This is a genomic window from Tenacibaculum ovolyticum DSM 18103 (assembly GCF_000430545.1).
Classification (GTDB): Bacteria; Bacteroidota; Bacteroidia; order Flavobacteriales; family Flavobacteriaceae; genus Polaribacter; species Polaribacter ovolyticus.
Genome location: NZ_KE387164.1, coordinates 171,718 through 196,875, shown reverse-complemented (window position 1 = coordinate 196,875; position 25,158 = coordinate 171,718). Strand labels below are relative to the sequence as shown.

24 protein-coding genes are annotated in these 25,158 nt (G+C 28.9%); 15 read left to right on the top strand and 9 right to left on the bottom strand.

The features are described 5' to 3' along the window. Positions 1-126 precede the first annotated feature (126 nt). From H518_RS0115600 to H518_RS0115585, 4 genes are all read left to right on the top strand, one after another. Positions 127-1,383, top strand: a complete 1,257-nt coding sequence (locus H518_RS0115600; protein WP_028889935.1) for a hypothetical protein — start codon at positions 127-129, stop codon at positions 1,381-1,383. Between the two features lie 204 nt (positions 1,384-1,587). Further along, positions 1,588-3,417: an AHH domain-containing protein gene (locus tag H518_RS0115595; protein ID WP_028889934.1), complete on the top strand. Its 1,830-nt coding sequence runs from the start codon at positions 1,588-1,590 to the stop codon at positions 3,415-3,417. Beyond that, positions 3,417-4,100: a hypothetical protein gene (locus H518_RS0115590; protein WP_028889933.1), complete on the top strand. Its 684-nt coding sequence runs from the start codon at positions 3,417-3,419 to the stop codon at positions 4,098-4,100. Before H518_RS0115595 ends, H518_RS0115590 begins: the two co-directional genes overlap by 1 nt. A gap of 9 nt (positions 4,101-4,109) precedes the next feature. Further along, entirely contained in the window at positions 4,110-4,862 is a 753-nt protein-coding gene (locus tag H518_RS0115585; protein ID WP_028889932.1) for a hypothetical protein, read from the top strand. Between the two features lie 717 nt (positions 4,863-5,579). Here the strand turns inward: H518_RS0115585 and tyrS are convergent. Continuing rightward, on the bottom strand, positions 5,580-6,884 hold the full coding sequence (gene tyrS, locus H518_RS0115575; protein WP_028889931.1) for a tyrosine--tRNA ligase: 1,305 nt from the start codon (positions 6,882-6,884) through the stop codon (positions 5,580-5,582). Positions 6,885-6,946: 62 nt separating this feature from the next. Between tyrS and H518_RS0115570 the strand changes: the two genes are divergently transcribed. Then, on the top strand, positions 6,947-7,948 hold the full coding sequence (locus H518_RS0115570; RefSeq protein WP_028889930.1) for an NAD-dependent epimerase/dehydratase family protein: 1,002 nt from the start codon (positions 6,947-6,949) through the stop codon (positions 7,946-7,948). Here H518_RS0115570 and H518_RS20030 read toward each other — a convergent pair. From H518_RS20030 to H518_RS21465, 4 genes are read right to left on the bottom strand one after another with little or no spacing between them, the layout of a single operon-like run. Further along, the gene (locus H518_RS20030) at positions 7,945-8,433 is read right to left on the bottom strand and encodes a DUF4296 domain-containing protein (protein ID WP_064966537.1); all 489 of its coding nucleotides are present in this window, start codon (positions 8,431-8,433) and stop codon (positions 7,945-7,947) included. The two genes, H518_RS0115570 and H518_RS20030, sit on opposite strands and share 4 nt — an antisense overlap. Further along, the gene (locus H518_RS0115560; RefSeq protein ID WP_028889929.1) at positions 8,434-9,771 is read right to left on the bottom strand and encodes a dihydroorotase; all 1,338 of its coding nucleotides are present in this window, start codon (positions 9,769-9,771) and stop codon (positions 8,434-8,436) included. It abuts the gene before it with no gap. Between the two features lie 2 nt (positions 9,772-9,773). Further along, positions 9,774-10,496, bottom strand: coding sequence for a polyprenol monophosphomannose synthase (locus H518_RS0115555; protein WP_028889928.1), 723 nt, complete (start codon positions 10,494-10,496; stop codon positions 9,774-9,776). Positions 10,497-10,539: 43 nt separating this feature from the next. Then, positions 10,540-10,713: a hypothetical protein gene (locus H518_RS21465; RefSeq protein ID WP_231891934.1), complete on the bottom strand. Its 174-nt coding sequence runs from the start codon at positions 10,711-10,713 to the stop codon at positions 10,540-10,542. Here H518_RS21465 and H518_RS21570 point away from each other — a divergent pair. The 4 genes from H518_RS21570 to H518_RS0115535 all read left to right on the top strand — a co-directional run bounded on the left by H518_RS21570 (position 10,661) and on the right by H518_RS0115535 (position 14,060). Beyond that, positions 10,661-11,221 carry a DUF4271 domain-containing protein gene (locus H518_RS21570; RefSeq protein WP_155995247.1) on the top strand — a complete coding sequence of 187 codons (561 nt, stop codon included), beginning with the start codon at positions 10,661-10,663 and terminating at the stop codon, positions 11,219-11,221. The two genes, H518_RS21465 and H518_RS21570, sit on opposite strands and share 53 nt — an antisense overlap. Before the next feature lie 13 nt (positions 11,222-11,234). After that, positions 11,235-11,981, top strand: a complete 747-nt coding sequence (locus tag H518_RS0115545; protein ID WP_028889926.1) for a uroporphyrinogen-III synthase — start codon at positions 11,235-11,237, stop codon at positions 11,979-11,981. 123 nt (positions 11,982-12,104) lie between these two features. Then, positions 12,105-13,106, top strand: a complete 1,002-nt coding sequence (locus H518_RS0115540) for an inorganic phosphate transporter (protein ID WP_028889925.1) — start codon at positions 12,105-12,107, stop codon at positions 13,104-13,106. 69 nt (positions 13,107-13,175) lie between these two features. After that, positions 13,176-14,060, top strand: coding sequence for a sterol desaturase family protein (locus tag H518_RS0115535; protein WP_028889924.1), 885 nt, complete (start codon positions 13,176-13,178; stop codon positions 14,058-14,060). 4 nt (positions 14,061-14,064) lie between these two features. Here H518_RS0115535 and H518_RS0115530 read toward each other — a convergent pair whose 3' ends face one another. Genes H518_RS0115530 through H518_RS0115515 form a run of 4 tightly spaced genes read right to left on the bottom strand, consistent with a single transcriptional unit; the run spans position 14,065 to position 17,963 of the window. Beyond that, a complete protein-coding gene (locus H518_RS0115530; protein WP_028889923.1) occupies positions 14,065-15,330 on the bottom strand; it encodes a BamA/TamA family outer membrane protein in 1,266 nt (421 codons plus the stop codon). Continuing rightward, positions 15,330-16,070: a hypothetical protein gene (locus H518_RS0115525; RefSeq protein WP_043707112.1), complete on the bottom strand. Its 741-nt coding sequence runs from the start codon at positions 16,068-16,070 to the stop codon at positions 15,330-15,332. The genes H518_RS0115530 and H518_RS0115525 overlap by 1 nt, the downstream gene beginning before the upstream one ends. Continuing rightward, positions 16,060-17,055, bottom strand: a complete 996-nt coding sequence (locus tag H518_RS0115520) for a glycoside hydrolase family 113 (RefSeq protein WP_028889921.1) — start codon at positions 17,053-17,055, stop codon at positions 16,060-16,062. Before H518_RS0115520 ends, H518_RS0115525 begins: the two co-directional genes overlap by 11 nt. 20 nt (positions 17,056-17,075) lie before the next feature. Then, positions 17,076-17,963 (bottom strand): hypothetical protein, encoded by an 888-nt coding sequence (locus H518_RS0115515; RefSeq protein ID WP_028889920.1) that lies wholly within the window; start codon positions 17,961-17,963, stop codon positions 17,076-17,078. Positions 17,964-18,107: 144 nt separating this feature from the next. Here H518_RS0115515 and H518_RS0115510 point away from each other — a divergent pair, with 144 nt between their 5' ends. From H518_RS0115510 to H518_RS0115485, 6 genes are read left to right on the top strand one after another with little or no spacing between them, the layout of a single operon-like run. Beyond that, entirely contained in the window at positions 18,108-19,451 is a 1,344-nt protein-coding gene (locus tag H518_RS0115510; protein ID WP_028889919.1) for an NAD(P)/FAD-dependent oxidoreductase, read from the top strand. A gap of 4 nt (positions 19,452-19,455) precedes the next feature. Continuing rightward, on the top strand, positions 19,456-21,060 hold the full coding sequence (locus H518_RS0115505; protein WP_028889918.1) for a 4Fe-4S binding protein: 1,605 nt from the start codon (positions 19,456-19,458) through the stop codon (positions 21,058-21,060). After that, complete coding sequence (locus tag H518_RS0115500; RefSeq protein WP_028889917.1) at positions 21,050-21,526, top strand: toxin-antitoxin system YwqK family antitoxin; 477 nt, start codon at positions 21,050-21,052, stop codon at positions 21,524-21,526. Before H518_RS0115505 ends, H518_RS0115500 begins: the two co-directional genes overlap by 11 nt. After that, the gene (locus tag H518_RS0115495; RefSeq protein ID WP_028889916.1) at positions 21,527-22,219 is read left to right on the top strand and encodes a glycosyltransferase family 2 protein; all 693 of its coding nucleotides are present in this window, start codon (positions 21,527-21,529) and stop codon (positions 22,217-22,219) included. After that, on the top strand, positions 22,219-23,709 hold the full coding sequence (locus tag H518_RS0115490; RefSeq protein ID WP_028889915.1) for a cellulose synthase family protein: 1,491 nt from the start codon (positions 22,219-22,221) through the stop codon (positions 23,707-23,709). The genes H518_RS0115495 and H518_RS0115490 overlap by 1 nt, the downstream gene beginning before the upstream one ends. Further along, the gene (locus H518_RS0115485) at positions 23,709-25,100 is read left to right on the top strand and encodes a mannosyltransferase (RefSeq protein ID WP_028889914.1); all 1,392 of its coding nucleotides are present in this window, start codon (positions 23,709-23,711) and stop codon (positions 25,098-25,100) included. Before H518_RS0115490 ends, H518_RS0115485 begins: the two co-directional genes overlap by 1 nt. The last annotated feature ends 58 nt before the right edge of the window (positions 25,101-25,158 follow it).

Genomic DNA, 25,158 nt, shown 5'->3' with positions numbered 1-25,158 from the left:
TACAAACATGAAAACCGAGAAGCTTTTAATCAAAAATCCATGTTATTTTTAATATCAACCGCTGTTAAATTTATTATTTTTGACACTAGAAACATTCTAGGAACCCGTTTCAAACAACATTAATAAATGAGAAATAATAAATACTACATTGCACTGCTATTAATTTATTTTTTAACTGGATGTAATTCTGATAAAAAGAAAGAGAATGTTTTAAAAAACGAGAAAAGAGTTACTAATCTCATACCTTTTACAAACAGCCAAGAAACTTCTTTACCTAGTTTACACACTACCAAAGAAGGTGTTTTAACTTTATCGTGGGTAAAAAAAGTAAACGATTCAATAACTCAACTTAATTACACACAACTTAACCACGGAAAATGGGAAACCTCTAAAGAAATAATAAAAGGTAAAAACTGGTTTGTAAACTGGGCTGATTTCCCTTCAATAACGAGTAACAATGATAATCTCCTTACTCATTTTTTAAAAAAATCATCGAAAGAAACTTTCTCGTACGATATTAAGTTAAATCTACTTGCTAAAGGAAAGGAAAAATGGACAACAAATTTAACTTTACATAATGACAATACTAAAACAGAGCATGGTTTTGTTAGTGCACTACCTTACAATACTGGTTTTTTCTTAACCTGGTTAGATGGCCGAAATACAGGTTCGAACGCTGCAAAAACAAACAACAATCATGCTGGTCATTCTGGTACGATGACATTAAGATCAGCAGAAGTTTCACCAGAAGGAATAGTAACAAACAGCACTCTCTTAGATACAAGAACATGTAGTTGTTGCCAAACTACTGCTGCTATTACAAAAAACGGACCTATTGTTTTGTATCGCGACAGAACTGATAATGAAATTAGAGATATTGCGATTACAAGATATATTAATGGTAAATGGATTACACCTCAACCTATTTACAATGATCAATGGTTGATAAAAGGCTGCCCTGTTAACGGACCTAAGGTAGATGCTATTGAAAATAATGTAGCTGTTGCATGGTACACTGCCGTATATGATAAACCTGAAGTGAAGGTAATTTTCTCTGAAGATGGAGGTGCTAATTTCTTAAGCCCAACTATAATTAATAGCGGAGAAAATTTAGGACGAGTAGATATTGAGTTAATAAATTCTGAAACCGCCATAGTTTCTTGGATAGCAATATCAAAAGATAAAAGTTTTTTAAAAGCTGTAAAGGTTACTAAATTAGGAAAGAAATCAAATCCTGTAATTATTAGCGAAATAAGTACTTCTAGAAAATCTGGTTTTCCGCAGATGGAATGTATTGGAAATAAAGTATATTTTGCATGGACTTCTCTTAAAGATGAAATACCGAGTATAAAGACTGCTTATGTAGCTTTAGATAGATTTTAATTAAAATATAAAAAGAGAGTCAAGCTATTTATTATTTTTTTTAGGAGTAGCAATTTTTACTACAGGTGTTTTAACTTTTTTGCGGTAAATCACATTTTTTATTTCGGATATCCCTTTTAAGGTTTTCTAATTTGTTTTTATTTTTGCAAAACATAAAATAAATGAGTAAATATTGCTCTTAAATATTATATTACAAATAAAATTATGAAAAACAAAATTGCAAATTTTTTAAAATTCGGTACGTTACTTTTAGGTATTTCCTTCTTACTATATAATTGTGAAGATGATTATGAAATTGATCACACTCAAGAAGCAACTGAAATCAAAAAATTAGATTACACTTTAGAAAAAATTAATTATAAAGTGCTTATTAATGATAAAGATATTCAACAATCATTATCTCTTTTAGGAAGTAAATTTTCAGGAATAAAACAACAACAAAAATCGTATAATAGAAATACAACTGAAGTTGCAGATGGCTTAGTAATCTTAACAGATGAAATTAATAAGGTTGTTTCTGGAGAAGCAATTTCTTGGACTTTTAAGGTAGAGTCTCCTGTTTTAGAGAATTCTGATTTTGAAAACTTTTTAGTAAAAAAATATAATAATGAATTCAGTTATTTTTTAGTTTCATATGAAACTAAAAAAACTAAAGAAGGAAGTTTAATTGAAAAAAGTTTATTATATGAAATTTTAGAAAAAAACTTAACTCTAAAAAATTTAGATTTAGCATCACGAGATTTTTTTGATACAGCTCCAAATGACGATAGCGGTGGTGGTGGTATTCCTTGTGAAGGAAAAATTTTTCACAAACCTTGTAGCAATGGGGATGCTTATTTTCATAATCCTGAAACTTATATAGATGGTGGTTTTTGCTCAGGGAGTATAACAATAATTGATTTTTCACATTGTGTAGGAAGTGGCCCAAGTAATAATTTACCTAGTGATAATTCAAATAATGGAGGATCTGGTATTGTTATTGGAACACCAGCAAACTCTACACCAACAAATACAAATCCTACTATTACCCTTCCATTAAATTCTGACGGAACTTCTGCAATACATACTTTTTTAGGGAATGTATTAAATTTAACAAGCGCTCAAAGAAATTGGGTAGATAATCAAACCATAGAAAGTCAAAGTTTATTATTTGAATATGTTTTAAATAACAATAAAGATATTTCAGATATTGAAAAAATTGTTAAAATGTATATTGAAGTATCTAAAAACAGTAATATTTTAGGTCCATATAATGTAAACTTCTTCAATAGAATAAATCAATATACAACAGCAGATTTATCAGATCCGTATATTCAATCTATATGGATAGCACATTTTTCAGCTCAATGTGCTATAATAAAATTACAAAATCCAGATTGGTCAGATTATAAAATCTATTGGGAAGCCTCTAAAGAAATAATTCATATTGGTTTAGATATTGGCGGTATGGTACCTGTAGTCGGTGAAGTTTGTGATGTTACAAATGGTGTTATTTACACAATTCAAGGTGATGGGGTAAATGCTTCTTTAAGTTTTGCTGCTGCAATTCCTATTGCTGGTTGGGCAGCAACGGGGTCTAAATATGCTTATAAGCTTACACAGTATACTATAAATGGTACAAAAATTAAGTTAGTCTTAAGAATACTTAATGATGGTAGCGTATATTTTGGTTCTTCAGGCAGTAAATTACGAAAAGCTTTAGGCTTAACCAATCCAGCAAAACATGCACATCATTTAATTCCTTGGGCGCTAAGAAATCATAGTGTAGTTGAGAAAGCAGCAAAATCTAAATCTGCTTTTCATATTAATGAAGTATTAAACGGAATACCAAGGCTTAGTAATTTACATTTGACAGGACATACAGCTTATAATAATAAAATAAAACAGATTCTTAATAGCTTTGACTCAAATGCTTCTGTTGATAAATCCTATAATTTTGTTTCTGGTTTGGCAAATCATATAAGAACAGTAATTCAAAACAATCCAAATTTAAATTCTGGACAAATAGCTAACCTAATAACATTTCCTAATTAATGAAATATTATAAATTAATATCAAGTAGTAATATAAAAGAAGTTGGAAAAATACCTCAAAGCGAAGACTGTATTATCGGTGACCTAAGACAGGGTTTTATACCTTGGGAAGGCGAAATAGATTTTGATTTTAAACTTCCAGAGCCTAATCTTGAAAAAAAATCTAAACAAACCTCATATATTGATGTTGTTGCCATACACCCATACAGGTTTTTAGTTATTGATGATATTTTATTAGCTTTTTTAAAAAACTATACTATTGGAAATCATCAAAATTGGAAAATAAATACTTGGTATAATAAAAAAGAATTAGTAGAAAAATATAATTTATTTCTTTTAGGTGACACAAAGCAAGATAAATATATAGATTTCTCTAAAAGTGAATTCTATTCTAAAAAAATGACTGATTGGGATAATTCAAGTGTTCAAAAACCTATTTCCGTAAAAGATTATAAGGAGTATGTTTTTCTAAAAGAATCATTAGGAGATGAATATATGTTACTTCATAAAAATGTTACTTTAGATTTAAGTAAAACAAACGAAGATATGTTTAGGTTTTTCAATGCTCCTCCTGGAGGATATTTTGTATCAGAGAAATTAAAAAATGATATAGAGAAAAATGGTTTTACAGGAATGGAATTTACAGAGGTTAGTGAATTAGATAAAATTGAAGTTATTTATTAAAATTTTATTATGAGTAAATTAACAAAAACAATAGGTTTTATTTTTTTTATATTTTGCTTTGCTTGTAAAGCGATTGATTACAAGCAAAGAAGCGAGAAAACAACTAATGAGTTAGTTTTTGTTAAACAAAAAAGAATTATAGATAAGGAGTTGTTTAACAAAAGTAAAAAGGCTTTTTTAAATAATTTACGAGAGAGTGTTCTTAAAGAAAGAAATCAGAAAAATACAGATACTTTGTTATTAAATAATTTACTGAGTTTTTTAGGTAATCAATTTTATCAAGACTATAATGATTCTATTAGTACTTATATGTATTATAGAGTTAAAGACTCTTTAATTACTTCATATGCGAAATATAAAGGGGAAATAATAGGAGATTACGATGTAATAAATATGAGAAATTCTATTACTTACAAGTTAGCAAAAAAAGATTCTGTAACTAAGTACTTAAAAGAATTATATAAATATAACTCTAGTATTAACCAGTTAAAAATTAAGGAATATAAAGATAGTATTAAGGTAATTAATGGGTACAGATGTTATAAGGTAGAGTTTAATGATACCGAGAAATTAGAGGTGGAAGGTTCTTTTTTTAAGTTTAATAAAAGTTATGAATTGTATGTAACTGATGAATTAAAATTAAAATATCATCCTTTTTTTAGGTATAAAGAAATTTTAAATAAGTATTATCCGATACAAATTAAAGAAAATATTAGTTTAGTAAATGGAGCTTATACTTATTACGGATTAGTTGGTGATTAATCATAAAGCAATAAAAACTTAGTTTTGATTATTTAACTCCTTTTTTCAAAAGGATAATCTCTAAAACAAAAAAGAGAAGCTTTTATGCTTCTCTTTTTTGTTGAGAGAATGTTAATCAGTTTAACCTTTGAAGGTGGTGGTTTTCTTAAAAAAAAGTTGTAATACTTATTTTTTATTAATTACTTCCCAATAATTGCTAGTTAAACTTATATAGACTTATTGTCTTTTACATAAAGTAATATTTACAATTACACTGAAGCTTTGGTTTGTCTTTATTAATACACAATACTTTAGATATATAATCGTAATTTATTACATACTCTACAAACGGAGCAACAGGTCGTAGCATGCCAATCGTGTACAATAAAACAAATATGTATATGCTTAATCTCTGTAACAAAACTGATTTTAAATTATAGAACTACAAAGATAAATCAAGTATCTTTTTTACTCAATAAAAATCGGAATGAATATTATTTTAATTTATTCTAAATAAAATCATATATTTGCACCGAATTTATATAGGTCATGATTATATTCTACACTGAAAATAAAAAACTTACACCACTTGTTACATTACAGCAAGAAACAGCATGTTCTTCTATTTGCTCTTCAAACTGTATAAAACCAAAAAATAAGTGTTGCAATAAGTACCAAAAAAAAGGCATCAACTGCAAGCGATGCCCTTTAACTTTTGATATTAAAATAGCTTCTTAATTAAGCTACTTTTAATAAGAAATAACTCTTTTTTCCGCGTTGTAATAACACATACTTATCTGCAATTAAATCTTCTGCTGTAATTGCAAAATCTTCTTTTACTTTTACTTTATTTACAGAAACAGCATTTTCTTTTAAAGCTCGTTTAGCATCTCCATTAGATTTTAAAAAGCTTGTTTTACCTGATAAAGCATCTATCATAGATAATCCTTCTGAAATATCAGCTTTAGAAACTTCCGCTTGTGGTACTCCATCAAAAACATCTAAAAACGTTTGTTCGTCTAAGCTTTTTAAATCTTCTGATGTAGATTTTCCAAATAAAATATTAGAAGCAGCTATTGCTTTTTCTAGTTCTTCTTTAGAGTGAACAAATGTTGTAACCTCTTCAGCTAATTTTCTTTGAAGTGCTCTTTGGTGAGGAGCTTCTTTATGCTCTTCTATTAACAAGTTTATATCATTTTCATTTAAAAAAGTAAAAATTTTGATATACTTTTCAGCATCTTCATCAGATGTGTTTAACCAAAATTGGTAGAATTTGTACACTGATGTTTTATCTGCATCTAACCAAATATTTCCTCCTTCAGATTTCCCAAACTTTGATCCATCTGCTTTTGTAATCAAAGGACAAGTCATTGCATACGCTTTTGCCTCTACTCCTACATTCATTCTACGAACCAATTCGGTACCTGTAGTTATATTTCCCCATTGGTCAGAACCTCCCATTTGTAATAAACAGTTGTGATTTTTATATAAATGGTAAAAATCGTATCCTTGAATTAATTGGTAAGTAAACTCAGTAAAACTCATTCCGCTATTAGAATCTCCTGTAATACGCTTTTTTACAGAATCTTTAGCCATCATGTAATTAACAGTTATACGTTTACCTACATCTCTAGCAAATTCTATGAATGAAAAATCTTTCATCCAATCATAATTATTAACTAATAAAGGCGCATTGGCTTTATCACTATCAAAATTTAAAAAACGAGCTAAAGTTCGTTTAATTCCATCTACATTTTTAGCTAATGCTTCTTCATTTAATAAATTACGTTCATCAGATTTCCCTGAAGGATCACCAATCATTCCTGTTGCTCCACCTACTAATGCTAAAGGTTTATGACCTGCCTTTTCAAGATGCACAAGTAATATAATCGGTACCAAACTTCCAATATGTAATGAATCAGAGGTTGGATCAAAACCAATATATGCCGCAGTCATTTCTTTTTGTAATTGTTCTTCAGTTCCTGGCATCATGTCGTGAATCATTCCACGCCAACGTAATTCTGCTACTAAATTTTTGGTCATTTTTATGTGTTTTAAAAGAGACAAAGATACATTTATCGTTGAAAAAATTCTATTTTCGTTATATGATTTTAGTTACAGGCGGAACAGGATTAGTAGGAGCTCATTTATTATATCATTTAACTCAAAAAAATGATACAATTCGTGCTATTTATAGAACTGATAAAAAAAGAGAAAATGTAAAAAAAATATTTTCATATTATACTGAAAATGTTCAAGAGAATTTTTCTAAAATTGAATGGATACAAGCAGATATTACTGATATTCCTTCATTAGAACCAGTTTTTAAAAAAATAACAGAAGTTTATCATTGTGCAGCATTGGTTTCTTTTACTCCAAAAGATTACAGAAAAATGCGTCAAGTAAATATTGACGGTACCGCAAACATTATTAATTTTTCTATTGAAAATAAAATTAATAAATTTTGTTTTGTAAGTTCTATTGCTGCTATTGGAAACTCTATAAATAGCAAACCAATTAATGAAGAAAATGAATGGTCTGAAAATGATAATCATAACGGATATTCTATTACAAAATATGGTGCTGAAATGGAAGTATGGAGAGGTAGCCAAGAAGGATTAAATGTTATTATTGTTAATCCTGGAGTAATTTTAGGTAGCGGTTTTTGGAACGAAAACTCAGGAAAACTATTTACACAAATAAATAGTGGTTTTAAATTTTATACTGAAGGGATTACGGGTTTTGTAGGAGTACACGATGTCGTTAAAGCAATGATTTTGTTAATGGAATCTAGCATTAAAAACGAACGTTTTATTTTAGTTTCTGAAAATAAATCTTTTAAAGATGTTTTATTTTCAATTGCAGATATTCTTAATAAGAAAAGACCCTCCATAAAAGTAGGTAAAATAATTACCGCTATTGCATGGAGGATTGATTGGTTATTTACAATAATTACAAACAAAGAACCGCTGTTAACTAAAAATTCAGCAAAGTCTTCACATAATATTTCTTACTATTCTTCAAAAAAGATTCAAAACCAATTAGGTTTTGAATTTGAATCAATAGCGAAATCATGTGCTACAATCTGTAAAGATTTTAAATCCTAGTTTTGAATATTTACTTTTCTTCCTTTTAATAATTTTGAATTTTTCTCCATCAATATTTGAGGCATATCATCATATTCCATTTCTCTTGGGTCGATGGTAGAATCATTCATAATTCTTTTCTTACCACCATGTATTGAATCATATATTGCTCGTTCTTTTTTAATAATATTGCTAAGAGAATCAATATTTGAACTTACTTTTTCAAGTATTTCAGTATACTCCTCTATTTTAGAAGTGTAATACTTGTTACTTATATCAAATCGTGTGGTATCTATTTTATACTTTTCATAAATCAAAACAGTATAATTCTTCTCTCTTTTTAAAAGTTTGTTCTTTTTTCCATTTGCTGATGAAGCAATGTACATATCTGTTAATAAAGCAACCATAGAATCTTTTGGTATTAGATTCTTAGGTTGTTTATATATAGTATTACTCGTGCAAGAAAACAGAAATAAACAAAAAAATATGTAATAAAAATATTTCATTTATCTTTTAAATTCTAATCTTTTCCCTTTCGTTTCTTCATCAAAAACACCGTTATCATACATTAAGTTTCCATTAACAAAAGTATGTGTAATCTTACTTGAAAACTCCACTCCCTCAAAAGGAGACCATCCACACTTATATAAAATATTTTCTTTGGTAACAGTCCAATTTTCATTAGTATCTATTAATACTACATCAGCGTAAAAACCTTCTTTAATAAAGCCTCTTTTTTCTACTCTAAATAGTTTTGCTGGGTTATGACACATCTTCTCTACCGCTTTTTCAATTGGTAAAACACCTTCTTTTACTTTTTCAAAAAGAGCAGTTACAGCATGTTGTACTAATGGCCCTCCACTTGGCGCTTTTGTATACACATTGTCTTTTTCTTCTATAGTATGAGGTGCATGATCAGTAGCAATTACATCAATTCTATCATCTAATAAAGCCTTCCATAATCCATCTTTATCTTTTTGAGACTTTACTGCAGGGTTCCACTTAATATGCGTTCCTTTTTTATCGTAATCTTTATCGGTAAACCATAAATGATGTATACACACTTCTGCTGTAATTTTCTTTTCCTCTAAGGGAATATCATTTCTAAACAGATGTGTTTCTTTTTCAGTTGATAAATGAAATACGTGTAATCTTGCTCCTGTTTTCTTTGCTAATTCAATTGCTTTAGATGACGATAAATAACAAGCTTCTTCACTTCTAATAATTGGATGGTATTTTAATGGAATATCATCTCCGTATTTTGCTTTATATTCTTCGGTATTTTTTCTAATAGTTCCCTCATCTTCACAATGCACAGAGATTAACATATCTGTTGATGAAAATATTTTTTCTAAAACCTCTTCATTATCTACCAACATGTTTCCTGTAGATGAACCTAAAAACAATTTAATTCCTGCTACATTTTCAGGGTTTGTTTTAAGTAACTCTTCTAGATTATCATTCGTACCTCCAAACATAAATGAATAGTTAGCATACGATGTTTTTGAAGCTACTTCAAATTTGTCTTCTAGTAATTTTTGTGTAGTAGCCTGAGGAACTGTATTAGGCATTTCAATAAATGATGTAATTCCTCCAGCAATAGCAGCTTTACTTTCAGTTGCTATATTTGCTTTATGAGTTAATCCAGGTTCACGAAAGTGCACCTGATCGTCAATCATCCCTGGAATTAAATACTTTCCTTTTGCATCAATAATTTCTACACCTGAAACAATGTTAATTTCATTTGAAATTTCCTTAATATAATTTCCTTCAATTAATACATCGCTTTTAAAAACTTTGTTTTCATTAACGACATTTGCATTTTTAATTAAATATGACTTCATAATTATTTTGGTAAACCTTTTAATCTCATTTTTATAACTCCAAATAAAGCTTCAGATATAATACCTCCACTCATTTTTGACTCTCCTAAAGTTCTATCAGTAAAAATAACTGATATTTCTTTAATTTTAAACTTGTGTTTCCATGCTTTGTACTTCATTTCTATTTGAAAAGCATATCCAATAAATTTTATTTTATCAAGTTGTATCGTTTCTAAAACTTCTTTTTTCCAGCACACAAAACCAGCAGTTGTATCACTTATTGGTAACCTTGTAATAAAACGTACGTATTTAGATGCAAAATAAGACAATAACACTCTACTCATTGGCCAATTTACTACATTTACTCCAACAGAATAACGGGAACCTACAGAAACATCAGCATTATCAATAGCACAAGCATTATACAACTTAATTAAATCTTTTGGATTATGAGAAAAATCAGCATCCATTTCAATAATAAAATCATAGGCTTTATTAATTGCCCATTTAAACCCATGAATATAAGCAGTACCTAACCCACTTTTACCTATCCTCTTTTCTATATAAAGTTTATTAGGGTATTCTTTTTGAAGTTCTTCAACGATATTAGCCGTTCCATCAGGAGAGTTATCATCTACGACTAAAATATCAAATTCTTTTTCTTGGCTGAAAGTTGCACGTATTATCGCCTCTATATTTTCTCTTTCGTTATATGTAGGGATTATAACTAAAGCATCTGACTTCATATAATTTTCATCTAAATCTAGGCAAATATACACTAAATTATCACTAATTTTGTGTTAAATAAAAAGCATAAAAACAAATACGATTGCAAGCAATTGAGCGCATTACAACACAGAATAACTGGATTACTTTAGTAGTTTTACTTGGTATAGTTTTACTTGTTATAATGAAGTTAATTAAACCAAACCAACTATTAGGATATACAATTGCTTTTTTCATTTCTGGTTTTTTTCAGAAAAAAACACAGGAAAACACACCTTTTTACTCTTTTTTTAATTTACTATTATTTTCTTTTTCATCCATAACAATATCGCTGTTTCTATTTTTAATTATTTATCCAGAAAAACAGGAACATAGTTTTTTTAATTTTCTTGCATTATTCTCAATACTAACAACGTATTTTATTGTTAGACATCTCTTAGATTACTTTTTATCTAATATTTTAGGACTTTCTTTAGCAACAAAATACTTTTTAGTTACAAAATCGGGGTATCTAAACACCCTTAGTTTATGGTTATTTCCAAGTATTATTATATATCAATACGCATTTAACAACAACTTTTTTTTACTTACTATTTTCTTTATCTTATTTGTTTTCAGAGTGTTTTTAATTTTAATTAATAACAAAAGGATAGTTATACTCAAGTTGTTTTATTTTATTTTGTACTTTTGCACCCTCGAAATAGCTCCGCTATTAATTGCTTATAAAATAATAACTACTACGTAAAGAGGAAAAATTTATGAAAGTGAAAACTATTTTAGTCTCTCAACCAGCTCCTAAGACGGAAACTTCTCCTTATTTTGATTTAGCCGAAAAACAAAAAGTGAAAATTGATTTTCGTTCTTTTATTCATGTTGAAGGTATCGACGGAAAGGAAGTAAGATCTCAAAAAATCGATTTAAACAACTATACTGCAATTATTTTAACAAGTAGAAATGCTGTAGACCACTTTTTTAGAATTGCTGAAGAAATGCGTTTTACTGTTCCTGATTCTATGAAATATTTCTGTCAATCAGAAGCTGTAGCTTACTATTTACAAAAATATGTGGTGTATAGAAAACGTAAAATTTATGTTGGAAACAGAACTTTTCCTGACTTAATTAAATTAATTAAGAAACACAAAGACGAAAAGTTTTTACTACCATCTTCTGATAAGCTAAAAGCATTAATACCTAACGAATTAGATAAATTAGGTGTAGACTGGAAACGTGCAAATTTATATAAAACAGTAGTAAGTGATTTATCTGACTTAGAGAATGTTTTTTACGATGTTTTAGTATTTTTTAGTCCTTCAGGAATTGATAGTTTGTTTAAGAACTTTCCTAATTTTAAACAGAATGATACAAAAATAGCTGTTTTTGGAAATTCAACTATAAAGGCTGTAAAAGACAGAGGTTTACGTGTAGACATTGCTGCTCCAACACCTGAAACACCATCAATGACAATGGCTTTAGACAAATATATAAAAGACCTCAACAAGAAGTAATTCATTTACTTTTTAACATATACACAAAACCGTCAAAAAATATTTTGACGGTTTTTTTTGTTAAAATTAGTAAGTATAAGCAAAGCTATTCGTCAAAACTGTAATATTAAAATTTATAATTAAATGATATTAATACTTCTTTTTATTGCCGCTTGCTTTTTAGCTTATAGTAATGGTGCTAATGATAATTTTAAAGGTGTTGCTACTTTATTCGGCTCCGGAACTACCAATTATAAAAAAGCAATTAACTGGGCTACAATCACAACTCTTTCAGGATCTATTGCTGCTATTTTTTTAGCGGAAGAATTAGTTAAAAATTTTTCAGGAAAAGGTTTAGTTCCTGATGAATTAATACAAACTCCAATTTTTGCAATTGCAATCGCTCTAGGTGCTGCTATAACTGTTTTTTCTGCAACTAAAATAGGAATGCCTATTTCTACTACTCATAGTTTAGTTGGAGCCTTATTTGGAGCAGGTATTATGGCAGTTGGTACAAGTTTTAACTTTCACAAACTTGGTAATACTTTTTTAATTCCTTTAATTGTTAGCCCACTTATGGCCGCTATTTTAAGCTTAATCACCTATTTATTTTTCAAGTTTTCACGAAAACAAATACCTTCTTTAAATAAAGATAAGCCTACCTTATTCGGAATTAGCTCTACCAAAATTCTAGATTTTTTACACTATATGAGCTCTGGAGTTGTAAGTTTTGCTAGAGGATTAAACGACACCCCTAAGATTGTCGGTTTATTAATAATAATCAATACAATTGATGTTAAATGGAGTATGATTTCTGTTGCTATTATTATGGCTTTAGGAGGATTATTAAATGCAAAAAAAGTAGGTGAAACAATGAGTAAAAAAATCACCCAAATGAATTCAGGACAAGGATTTACCGCAAACATGATTACAGGTTTATTAGTAACTACAGCAAGCATACATGGCTTACCTGTTTCTACAACCCATGTTTCTGTTGGTTCTCTTTTTGGAATTGGGACAGTTACTAAAAAAGCGAACTACAAGGTAATAGGTAAAATTATTTTATCTTGGGTACTTACGCTACCTATAGCAGCAATTATGAGTGCTATTATTTTTAAAATCTTATCTATAATTGTATCTGTTTAACTTAAATAAAAAATCCTTAACTATCTTTATTTTGTTATTTTTATACCCAAGCAAACATTCTTTAATCTAATGAACAAATACTTAGATATCATAAAAAGCTCTTATTCCAACTACTGGAATTACATAAAACAATCTGTTTTAATGGAATTAAATTGGGAGAATTATTTTTATGGTTTAATTATTATTTCTTTGTTTGTTTGGGGCTTAGAAATAATTTTTCCTTGGCGTAAAAACCAATCCATATTTAGAAAGGATTTTTGGTTAGATGGTTTTTATATGTTTTTTAATTTCTTTTTATTAAACCTCATTATTCTTATTGCTTTATCTAATTCTACAGCTCAAATATTTAATGATATTTTAGGTTTTATCGGACTTTCTATTGAAAGTTTTCAATTATTCAATATTAACGAATTTCCTCTTTGGGCACGTCTTCTTATATTTCTTGTTATTATTGATTTTGTACAATGGTTTACACACACCCTTTTACACAGGTATGATTTTTTATGGAACTTTCACAAAGTACATCATTCAGTAAAAGAAATGGGATTTGCTGCACATTTACGTTATCATTGGATGGAACCAGTACTATATAATTCTATGAAGTATATTCCTTTAGCTATTATAGGCGGATTTACAGCCAAGGACATTGCTTTAGTTCACTTTTTTAATATTACTATTGGACATTTAAATCACGCGAATATTAACTGGGATTATGGTTTTTTAAAATACATTTTAAACAACCCTAAAATGCATATTTGGCACCATGCAAAAGAATTACCTATAGAACGAAGAAAAGGTGTTAATTTCGGGATTACTTTAAGTATTTGGGATTACATATTTAAAACAAATTACATTCCACATAGTGGTCGTAATATTGAAATTGGCTTTAGTGGAGATGAAAGGTTCCCTAAAGATTTTCTTAATCAAGAAATATACCCATTAAATTCGAAGTAACACTTTAAAAATACTGCCCTATTCCAAAAACTAGTCCTTTAGATGAATTTTTGGTTAAACCGTAGCCATAATCAACTCTAAATACGGCATTGAATATTTTTTTATTGATAAAACGTAATCCAATTCCTGAATATACTTGAATATTTTTACCTTTAATAAAATCACTAAGGCTTCCACCTGGGTTTCTCCAAGAACCTGCATCAATAAATGAATTCCCCTGCATAACAAACCAATTATTCTCATACAGTGTATATCGATATTCAGTATTCCAAACAATACTACCAGTACCTCTATCTACTAAAATACCAACTCCTCTTAAGTTCACATTATTATCTAGTGCGAAAGGCGCAAAAGGACTTTTTATATTTGAAGATAATCCAATACGTAATCTATTAGCCCAATTTCCTTTTTCTCCAACTCTCTTATAATAAAAAAAATCATTCCAAGCGATTAAAAAATCTTCTTGATACTCATTTTCAGAAATTACATATTGGCCATAAAACTGATTTTTAAAGCCACTTATATATTGATAATAGTAATTTAAGTTATCGTAAGTATAAACTGTTTTAAGTAACCATTTTTTCACATCTAGTTTTACAGGAATACTTGGATCTGTGCTTCCTGTTAAATAATCATATTTTTCTTTAAAATAATTAATTCCAAATTGAAGATTATTTTTAAAACTCACTTGATATAAGGCAAGGGCTTCATAAGAAATATTTTGATATTTATAATTTGCCGTTCTTTCATCGAAATATAAAGGCTCTTCACTTACCCATTTTTGATGGTGTAAAGCTAAACCCCACTTACTAGAGAACAGTGTTGGTGCTCTGAAATTTATACCATAAGAATTGAATCCGTTGTTCTGATAAAAACCACCAAAAGTAATATTCTGTCCCAAAAAATTATAATCCGAAACCCCTATCTTGTAAGCTGTTTTTTTATTTGTAGTAGTCCAAATATTAAACTCTGGAATTAATGTAAAATTCTCTTCAACATTAATATATACATTGTATTTATTTTCATTAACATGAAACACTTGAAAATAAGCATGTGATATTGCGGGCAATCGTTTTAAACGAACAATATCTTCAAATAATTGAATAGAATCTAAAGATGTGTTTTTTTTAGTTTCTATTAGTTTTTTAATAAGTGATATTTTAGTTTTTTTAATTCCTTTTATCTTCAAATCAAGAATTATGTTCTCTTGAGAAAATGTATAAAAACTGAAACAAATAGTTAATACTAAAAATGTAAATTTCTTTTTCATTATTCCACTTTAATTGTTTTCTGTAAAACTAAATTAACCCAATTATCTTCACTTACTCCCATCATTGTAAAACCATAATCATTCCCTTTTATTAAATCTGGTGGTGATTCTCTAGTTATGTTTAAAACAACATTTGAAAGATTGTAATATTGAAACCATTCATCATAAGTGTAAGTTCCTGATAGCAGATTATTTTCGAAATCAGTAATTACCTGAAAATAAATAACATTCTCTTTAACAAGACCATCAGCCCAAATAAATTTAGGTTTTAAACTTACTGATTTATCAACAATTACATTGTTTGTCCATTCCGTTGGAATAGATTGATGTTTTAATCGAATAGGATTCGATTTATAAAACTCCCCACTTACTTCGTAAGTAACAATACACCAAACTTCTTTTGTACTTTCTCTTACAAATCTTTCTAAATAACCATTAAAAACACCTTCTTTTTCTAACTCAACTAATTTATAAAGCGAGTAATCATCTTTATTAACATTTACACTTTCTGTTTCAAAATATTGAATATTTTTTGCTGATGGTATTGGATAATAAAAAATATACGTTTTATTATCGTTTAATTTATCACTTGCTGCGCAAGCAATAACCTCACCTTTATTTAATCCTATTTTACTATTTATTAACTCTTGTAAGTTTGTAAATGTGTTAACAGGTGATGCTTCTGTACAACTCCATAAAAACAAGCAATAAATTATGATGTAACCTATTTTATTTCCCATACAATTGTTTTAGTAATCTTTCAGCAGGCTTATTCTGAGGTGTAAACCTATTATTATTCTCCCCTCCTACTTCATTGTGTTTATGAAACCATTTCCATAAAAAACCTCCAGCAAACCAATCTTCTTTCCAAAATTGATTATAAATAGCCTCAGTTGCATTTTTTTGAGCCTCTAAATTCACCTGTTCAATTACCTTATTTGAATCCCAAGGTTCTTTACCCGTAAAATCAACACTTCTGTAACCATACTCTGTAAACAAAACTGGTTTGTTTACTTTTTTTCTAACTCTTTGAATTTCTTTTTTATGAACCAACCATCCTTCCTCAAACTCTTCTTTCGATGGTGATTTTTTAGTACTTAAAGGAAAATAGGCATCAATGCCAATATAATCTAATTGCCCCCAAAAAGGAACTCTTTTGTATTCATCCCAGTTCGCAGCGTACGTTAATTCCCCTTTATAAACAGTTCTTATTTTCTTAATTAAGGCTTGCCAAAAAAGAGGCCTATTAACTACAAAGTTCTCTAATTCGGTACCAATACAAAAAACAGCAGCTTTTAATTCTTGTGCTGTTTTAGCATAAGTTAAAATAAATTCTGAATATGAATCTTCTAATATTTTCCAGTCTTTTTCAGACTCCATTTTAATATTTCCAGTAAATTCTCCTTTCCACACCCATATTTGAGGCTTAATCATCAATTTAATATTACTTTTAGTAAACTCTTTTCCATATTGAACAATTCCTTTTTCAGTTTCACCAAACCATTGCCTGTTGGTATTATGAATTATTTTAGGAGAAGATAAATCTTTGATAAAGCCAAAAGGCATCAACGCAACATAGTTGGCTGACACCTTTAAAATAGGAGAAATATGTTTATGGTTTATTTTTTCTGGAGAAGCCACAAAACTAATTCCGTTCATCTTTTTTGTTTGGCTCTTACAAGACAAACATATAAGGCACATTAAAAGGAGTCTTATTATTTTCATAACTCCTAAATTACTGTTTTTTAAAATAATGCACGTAACCCTATACTATAAGTACTTCCTAAACCCTGAAAATTGTATCCTCTCACAATATTACTATATAAAACTTCTAAGTTTAAAACACTTGTAAGTTGATATTTACCTCCAAAACCAAGAGATGTATTATTCTGTTCAAAATCCCCAAAACGTTGTGAATGTTGCACGAACCCTAAAACAGTAGATTTATCAGAAGGAAAGTAACTCATAAATACTCCTGGGGCTACTAAAAAAGTATTATTTGCAAAACTTTTATCGTCTCCAAAACCATATTCTGTATTTAACTCTGTAAATAGTTGCCAGTCTCCACTTTCAAAAGTATAATCATAGAAAAATCTATTTTGTAAAGACCAAGCTGTTTGATCTAAAAAACCATCTGGATTGTTATTCTCATCACCTTTTTTTAATAAAGGTATATGCAATGATGTTTGAAAAGAAAAATTCCCTATGCTTTCAAAAGGTTGAATTTTAACCGATGGGGCTATAGAACTAATTCCTTTTCTATCTGTATTTGTATCTTCTAAACTAAATACTGAAAGCGCTTGCCTACCACCAAATGTATTAGAACGAAACTCTACAATAGCACCTACATTAAATCTAGAATTATCTGAAACCCCTGTAAAAACTTCTACAGTAGATGTAAAAAAATTCTGCCTAGCAATTTTACTCGACTTACTATTATTTTCTCCAGTAGCTTTTGTCTGTGTATATAAACCGTTAAAAAATTTAATATCCCACTGCCCTTTATTTAATAGTTTAGATGGTGTATATGTCTGAATATTACTTTTTTCTTCTTTTTTCTCTTCTTGAGCAAATCCTTGAGAAAAGCTAAATAAAGCCACTGTAGTTATAATATGTATAATTCTAGTTTTCATTATTACTTTTTTATAATTGAATAAATTAAGACGTTTTGTTTTTCAGCAGCTTACAAGCTTTCTTCTTATTTAAATTCATTCTAAATTTATTTACACTATTAAGTTCTTAACTTTAACAACGACCTAACTTGCAAATCAATTATTATGGAACACGTTGTTATTATTGGTAATGGAATTTCTGGTGTTACAGCCGCAAGACATATTCGTAAACTCTCTGACAAAAGAATAACGATAATATCTACAGAAACAGATTACTTTTTTTCTAGAACTGCTTTAATGTATGTGTATATGGGACATCTAACATTCCAGCATACGCAACCTTACGAGCCTTGGTTTTGGAAAAAAAACAAAATTGAACTTAAAAAAGGTTTTGTTACCAACATAAACACTTCTAATAAAGAGCTTGAATTTAGCAACGGTGAAAAATTTTCTTTTGATAAGTTAATAATTGCTACAGGATCTAAACCTAATAAATTTGGTTGGCCAGGACAAGATTTAAATGGTGTTATGGGCATGTACCATAAACAAGATTTAGAAAACCTTGAAAAATATGCTCCTAACAACAAAATATGTAAACGAGCTGTAATTGTTGGTGGAGGTTTAATAGGAATTGAACTTGCTGAAATGTTACATAGCAGAAATATTCCTGTTACTTTTTTAGTACGTGAAAAAAGTTTCTGGAATGGTGTTCTGCCTGCCCAAGAATCAGCAATGATTAATAAAGAAATTTTAAATAACCATATTGATTTACGATTAGGAGCTAATTTAAAAGAAATTAAATCCGATGAAAACGGACAAGTAAAATCAATTATTATTGCTGAAACTGGTGAAGAAATTAAGTGTAATGTTGTTGGATTAACTGCTGGAGTTTCTCCTAATGTTAATTTTGTAAAAGAGTCTGGTATCGAGTTAGGAAGAGGTGTAAAAGTTAATCGCTTCTTGGAAACTAATATTAAAGATATTTATGCAATTGGTGATTGTGCAGAACAACACGAACCTATTGATCAACGTCGTCCGATAGAGGCGGTTTGGTACACAGGTAGAATGATGGGCGAAACATTAGCGCAAACTATTTGTGGCAATAAAACAGCATATAAACCTGGGCATTGGTTTAACTCTGCTAAATTTATGGATATAGAATATCAAACCTACGGTTGGGTATGGGCACAACCTAAAGAAAACGAAGCTCGTTTTTATTGGGAACACGAAAGTGGTAAAAAGTGTATTCATATTAATTATGACAAAAACACTCATGAGTTTATCGGTATAAATAACTTCGGAATTAGAATGCGTCATGAGTTTTTTGATAAAATTCTAACAGAGAAACGTTCTGTAGAATACGTTTTAGAACATTTAGCTGATGCTAATTTTGATCCTGAATTTTTTAAACTGCACGAGAAAGAAATTGTATCGAAATTTAACAAAGAGAATAACACAACGATTCAGTTAAAAAAGAAAAGTTGGAAACGAATTTTTAATAAAGCATAATAGAATGAAAACAATTAAAAACATAGGTTTAATAATATGCTTTATTGGATTTGCTATTTTTACAGCAAGCATATTTACAGGTACAAATAATGTTTCTCAAGAAACTTTTAATACTTGGACTAAACAAAAAGTAAAAAGTGAATTTTTCATAGAGAAAGCACAATCAGAAATTGTAAATAAAGAATTAAGTGCTTTTCAATTGTCAAGTAAAATTGTTGAAATAGTAAAAGCTTCAAATGAGTTTCATAAAAAACAAAAAGAAATTGCTTGGGATAAAATTATTTATTTGAAGTGGAATAAAACTTCTAAAGATTTTATTTATCCTTTAACAAGAGCTTCTGCAACTGGTTGGCCCCAACAAAACCAATGGTTATTTTTCTTATTAACTTTCGGGTTAGCTATTTTAGGAGGATCGATCGCATTTGCTTCTGATTATAAATTATTAGGTCCTGCGGGGATAAAAAACAACGGAATATTTCAGCATTCGGCAACCAATAGAGGTTACCTAGGAATCTTAGCATTTATCTTTTTTGTTGGGTTTTATATGTTCTTATACTTCTTCCCAAACTATTTAGTAAATCCAATTTTATCGGTAAATCCAATTAGTAAAGGAATGAGCGGTAATGAATCTAGTCAATGGTTTTTATATGGATTCATGTATTGTTCGGTAATGAGTGTTTTTGCAATAAGAATGTTTATTAAATACCGTCATAACAATTATCAAATTCTTAGAACAGCGGTTGTTTTATTTTTTCAAATAGCATTCGCCTTTATAATTCCAGAAATATTAGTAGCCTTTAATCAACCTTGGTTTGATTTTAAAAATGCATTTCCATTAAACTATTCTTTCTTTTTCGATTGGAATATTAACAATCTATTAGCTAGTGGAAACATGGGAATATTCATGTTAGTTTGGGGTATTTTATTAACCTTAGTTATTGTACCGGTAATGGTATATTTCTATGGAAAAAGATGGTATTGTTCTTGGGTTTGTGGTTGTGGTGGATTAGCAGAAACTTTAGGTGACCCATACAGACAATTATCTAGTAAGTCTTTATTTTCTTGGAAAATTGAACGTTGGTTAATACATGGTGTATTAGTTTTCGCTCTAGGAATGACAGCTTTAACATTATATACTTATTTTGCTGAAATAGAAAGTTGGAAAGAAATTGCTTTCGGAATTTCAGCTTACGATATACAAACATCTTATGGTTTCTTTATTGGTTCAATTTTCTCTGGTGTTATTGGTACAGGTTTTTATCCAATTTTAGGAAACAGAGTTTGGTGTCGTTTTGGTTGTCCTTTAGCTGCCTACATGGGATTTGTACAACGTTTTAAATCTCGCTTTAGAATTACAACAAATGGTGGCCAATGTATTTCTTGCGGAAATTGTTCTACATATTGTGAACAAGGTATCGATGTTCGTTCGTATGCTCAGAAAGGAGAAAACATTGTGCGTTCTAGTTGTGTTGGTTGTGGTGTTTGTTCTGCAGTATGCCCAAGAGGTGTTCTAAAATTAGAGAACGGACCTGAAAAAGGAAGAATCAACCCTACAGATGTATTATTAGGAAACGATGTTAATTTAATGGAATTAGTAAATGAAAAGTAGTCTTTTTTTATTTCTATTTTTTATATCCTTTGCGGTTTTTTCACAAAAGAAATATCAAAAAGAATATTATAACAACAATAATTTAAAAACAGAAGGTTGGTTAAACAATGATCTTAAAACTAATTATTGGAAATTTTACTACAAAAATGGACAATTAAAAAAAGAAGGCAACTACAAAAAGAATCTCTCAACAAAATATTGGTATTTTTACCGCAAGAACGGAACAATAGAAAAAGAAGGACATTTCGTTGATGGAAAAAAAAACAAATGGTGGTTGTTTTATAACGATGAAGGGTATGTATACCATAAGTGCCAGTTAAAAAACAATAAGAAAAACGGATATTGTTTACGTTATAACCAACAAAAACTGGTTAAAGCAGAAAAATATCAACAAGGAAAAAAAATAAAAGAATGGACAGATTTAGCTTCTTTTAAAAAAGAAAATAGTTTGTTCGATTTAAGATAAATGAGTCAATCAATTAAAGTAATAATTCCTGCTTATAATGAGCAAGATTCTATAGCAAATGTAATTAACGATATTCCTTTAATAGTTAATGAAGTAATTGTTGTTAATAACAACTCTACTGATGCAACAGAAGGAAATGCAAAAAATGCAGGAGCAACTGTCTTAAAAGAATCTAGAAAAGGATATGGTTATGCTTGTTTAAAAGGAATGGAACACATTGCTTCTCTTAAAGACAAACCAGACATTGTTGTGTTTTTAGACGGAGATTATTCTGATTACCCAGAACAATTAACCGAATTGGTTGCCCCTATTATAAATGATAACATCGACTTTGTAATTGGTAGCCGCGTAAAAGAGTTAAGAGAACTAGGAGCAATGACACCGCAACAAATACTCGGAAACTGGCTAGCAACCTTCTTAATGTCACTTTTCTTTAATGCTAAATTTACTGATTTAGGTCCTTTTAGAGCTATAAAATATAACAAATTACTAGCCCTTAATATGGAAGACAAAACCTATGGTTGGACTGTAGAAATGCAATTAAAAGCTTTAAAACAGAAATTTTCATACATAGAGATTCCTATGAAATACCGAAATAGAATTGGTGTATCAAAAGTTTCAGGAACCGTAAAAGGTAGTATATTTGCCGGCATTAAAATATTAACTTGGATATTTAAATACAGCTTTAAATAATGGCTTTACAATATATTATAATTACGATTTACACTATATCTTTAGTGCTTATTTTCATGTATGCTTTAGCACAATTAAATTTACTTTTTAATTATTTAAAAGCTCGAAAACAGAAAGACAATTCAATTAAATTTGATTTATCGAACCCTAAAGAGGTTCCATATATAACCATTCAACTTCCAGTATTTAATGAACTTTATGTAATGGATCGTTTATTAGATAATATTGTAAAACTTGAATACCCTAGAGAAAAACTTGAAATTCAGGTGTTAGATGATTCTACAGATGAGTCAGTAATATCTACAAACAAACACATAAAGAAACTTCAAGAAACAGGATTAGATATTACGCATATTTGTAGAGAAAATCGTCAAGGTTTTAAAGCAGGTGCTTTAAAAGAAGGTTTAAAAATAGCAAAAGGAGAGTTTATTGCTATTTTTGATGCAGATTTTTTGCCTCAAGAAGATTGGTTATTAAAAACCGTTCCATATTTTAAAGATCCAGAAATTGGAGTTGTACAAACTCGTTGGGGACATATCAACAGAAATTATTCAACTTTAACTAAAATTCAGGCATTTGCATTAGACGCTCATTTTACATTAGAGCAAGTTGGTAGAAATAGTAAAGGGCATTTTATTAACTTTAATGGAACTGCTGGTTTATGGCGTAAAGAATGTGTTTATGATGCAGGGAATTGGGAAGGAGATACACTTACCGAAGATTTAGATTTAAGCTATAGAGCTCAATTAAAAAATTGGAAATTCAAGTATTTAGAAGACGTTGAAACTCCGGCAGAGCTACCAGTAGTTATTAGCGCTGCACGTTCACAACAATTTCGATGGAATAAAGGTGGTGCTGAAAATTTTCAGAAGATGGCAAAAAGAGTAGTTTCGAGTAAAAACTTATCTTTTAAATCTAAAATTCACGGTTTATTACATTTATTGAATAGCTCAATGTTTTTAAATGTCTTTTTAGTAGGTATCTTAAGTATTCCTATGTTATATATTAAAAATGAATATGCGCATTTAAAACCTTACTTTTATATGATGAGCTTTTTTGTAATTAGCTCTTTAATTTTCTTTATTTGTTACTGGCATATGTATAAAAGGACTTATGGTGGCGGAGTTAAAAACTTCTTTAGTTATATAGGTGTATTTTTTACATTTTTTTCTATTGCAATGGGGTTCTCTTTACATAATTCAATTGCCGTTTTAGAAGGGCATTTTGGTAAAAAAAGTGAATTTGTTCGTACTCCTAAGTTTAATATTACAACAATTAAAGATGGTTGGAAAAACAATAAATATATTAGTAAAAACATTTCTTTACATGTTATTATTGAAGGGCTTTTAGCTATATATTTTGCTTTTGGTATGTACAGTGCATTTATTGTAGGTGATCAAGGGGGTGACTTTGGTTTATTTCCATTTCACCTAATGCTATTTATTGGGTTTGGGTACGTATTTTTTAAATCTATTTTTTCTAAAGCCTAATGTCTTTTTGGAGAAAACATAATTCAATTATACTAGCCGTAGTTTGTATATTACTTTATTTTGTTTTCGCATATTTTTTAGAACGTACAGCGTTTTATGAATTGCTATTTTTATGGGTTGGACTATTTACCACGTCTTATTTTTTATATCAATATAAAAAAAATGATTTTTATTTTTTAGCAAGTATTAGTATACTATTTAGACTTATTTTTGTTTTTTCAATTCCAAATTTATCACAAGATTTTTATCGTTTCATTTGGGATGGAAGAATGATTTTAGAAGGTCTTAATCCATATTTATCTCTACCTGAAACCTTTATAGAACAAAACAATTTACCTATACCACAAGCTAAAGAATTATACGAAGGAATGGGGAAGATGAATGGAAGTCATTTTACCAATTACCCTCCTTTAAATCAATTGTGTTTCTTAATAACTGCCATTTTTTCAAACAAAAGTATTATTGGTAGTGTAATAACAATGAGAGTTATCATCATCTTAGCTGATGTCGGTATTCTTTACTTCGGTAAGAAACTATTAGAAAAATTAAACCTGCCAGCATATAACATCTATTTTTATGCCTTAAATCCTTTTATTATTATAGAAATGACTGGTAATATGCATTTCGAACCTGTAATGCTATTCTTCTTAATTTGGAGTTTATATAAATTACAACAAAAAAAATGGATTTGGTCTGCAATCTTATTAGCTTGTTCTATTTCAGTAAAATTAATTCCATTACTTTTTTTACCATTATTCTTACAATGGTTTATAAAAAATGATGTAAAAGATTCAACTAATAGTTATTCACTAAAATCAAGAACTATAAAACTTATCGGTTTTTATATAATTATTTTTACAACTACTATCTTTTTATTTTCACCTTTTTACTCTCCACAATTAATCTCAAACTACACTAATTCTGTTGGTCTTTGGTTTAAAAATTTCGAATTTAATGCTAGCTTTTATTACATAGCTAGAGAAATCGGCTATATGTTTAGAGGTTATAATGAAATAGCTATAATCGGTAAAATAATACCTCTTATAACCATAATCTTTTTAATAATTATCACTTTTTTCAGAAAGAACAAATCTTCAATACAACTAATAACAGCCATGTTGTTCGGCTTATCTTTTTATTATTTCACAACAACAACAATGCATCCATGGTATATTGCAACATTACTAATTTTATCTGTTTTTACTAAATACCGATTCCCAATAGTTTGGAGTTTGGTTATAATTTTAAGTTATCAAGCATATGCTAATGATCCCTGGAAAGAAAATTTATGGTATGTCGCTATAGAATATAGTATTGTTTATAGCTTTTTAATATGGGAATTATTCATAAAAAAACCCATCCAAAAAATTGAATGGGAAAAATTGCTATGAAAAAGAAGTGGTTTTTCAACCACATCTCAAATATAGAGAATCTTTTCTTTCTTTCAAA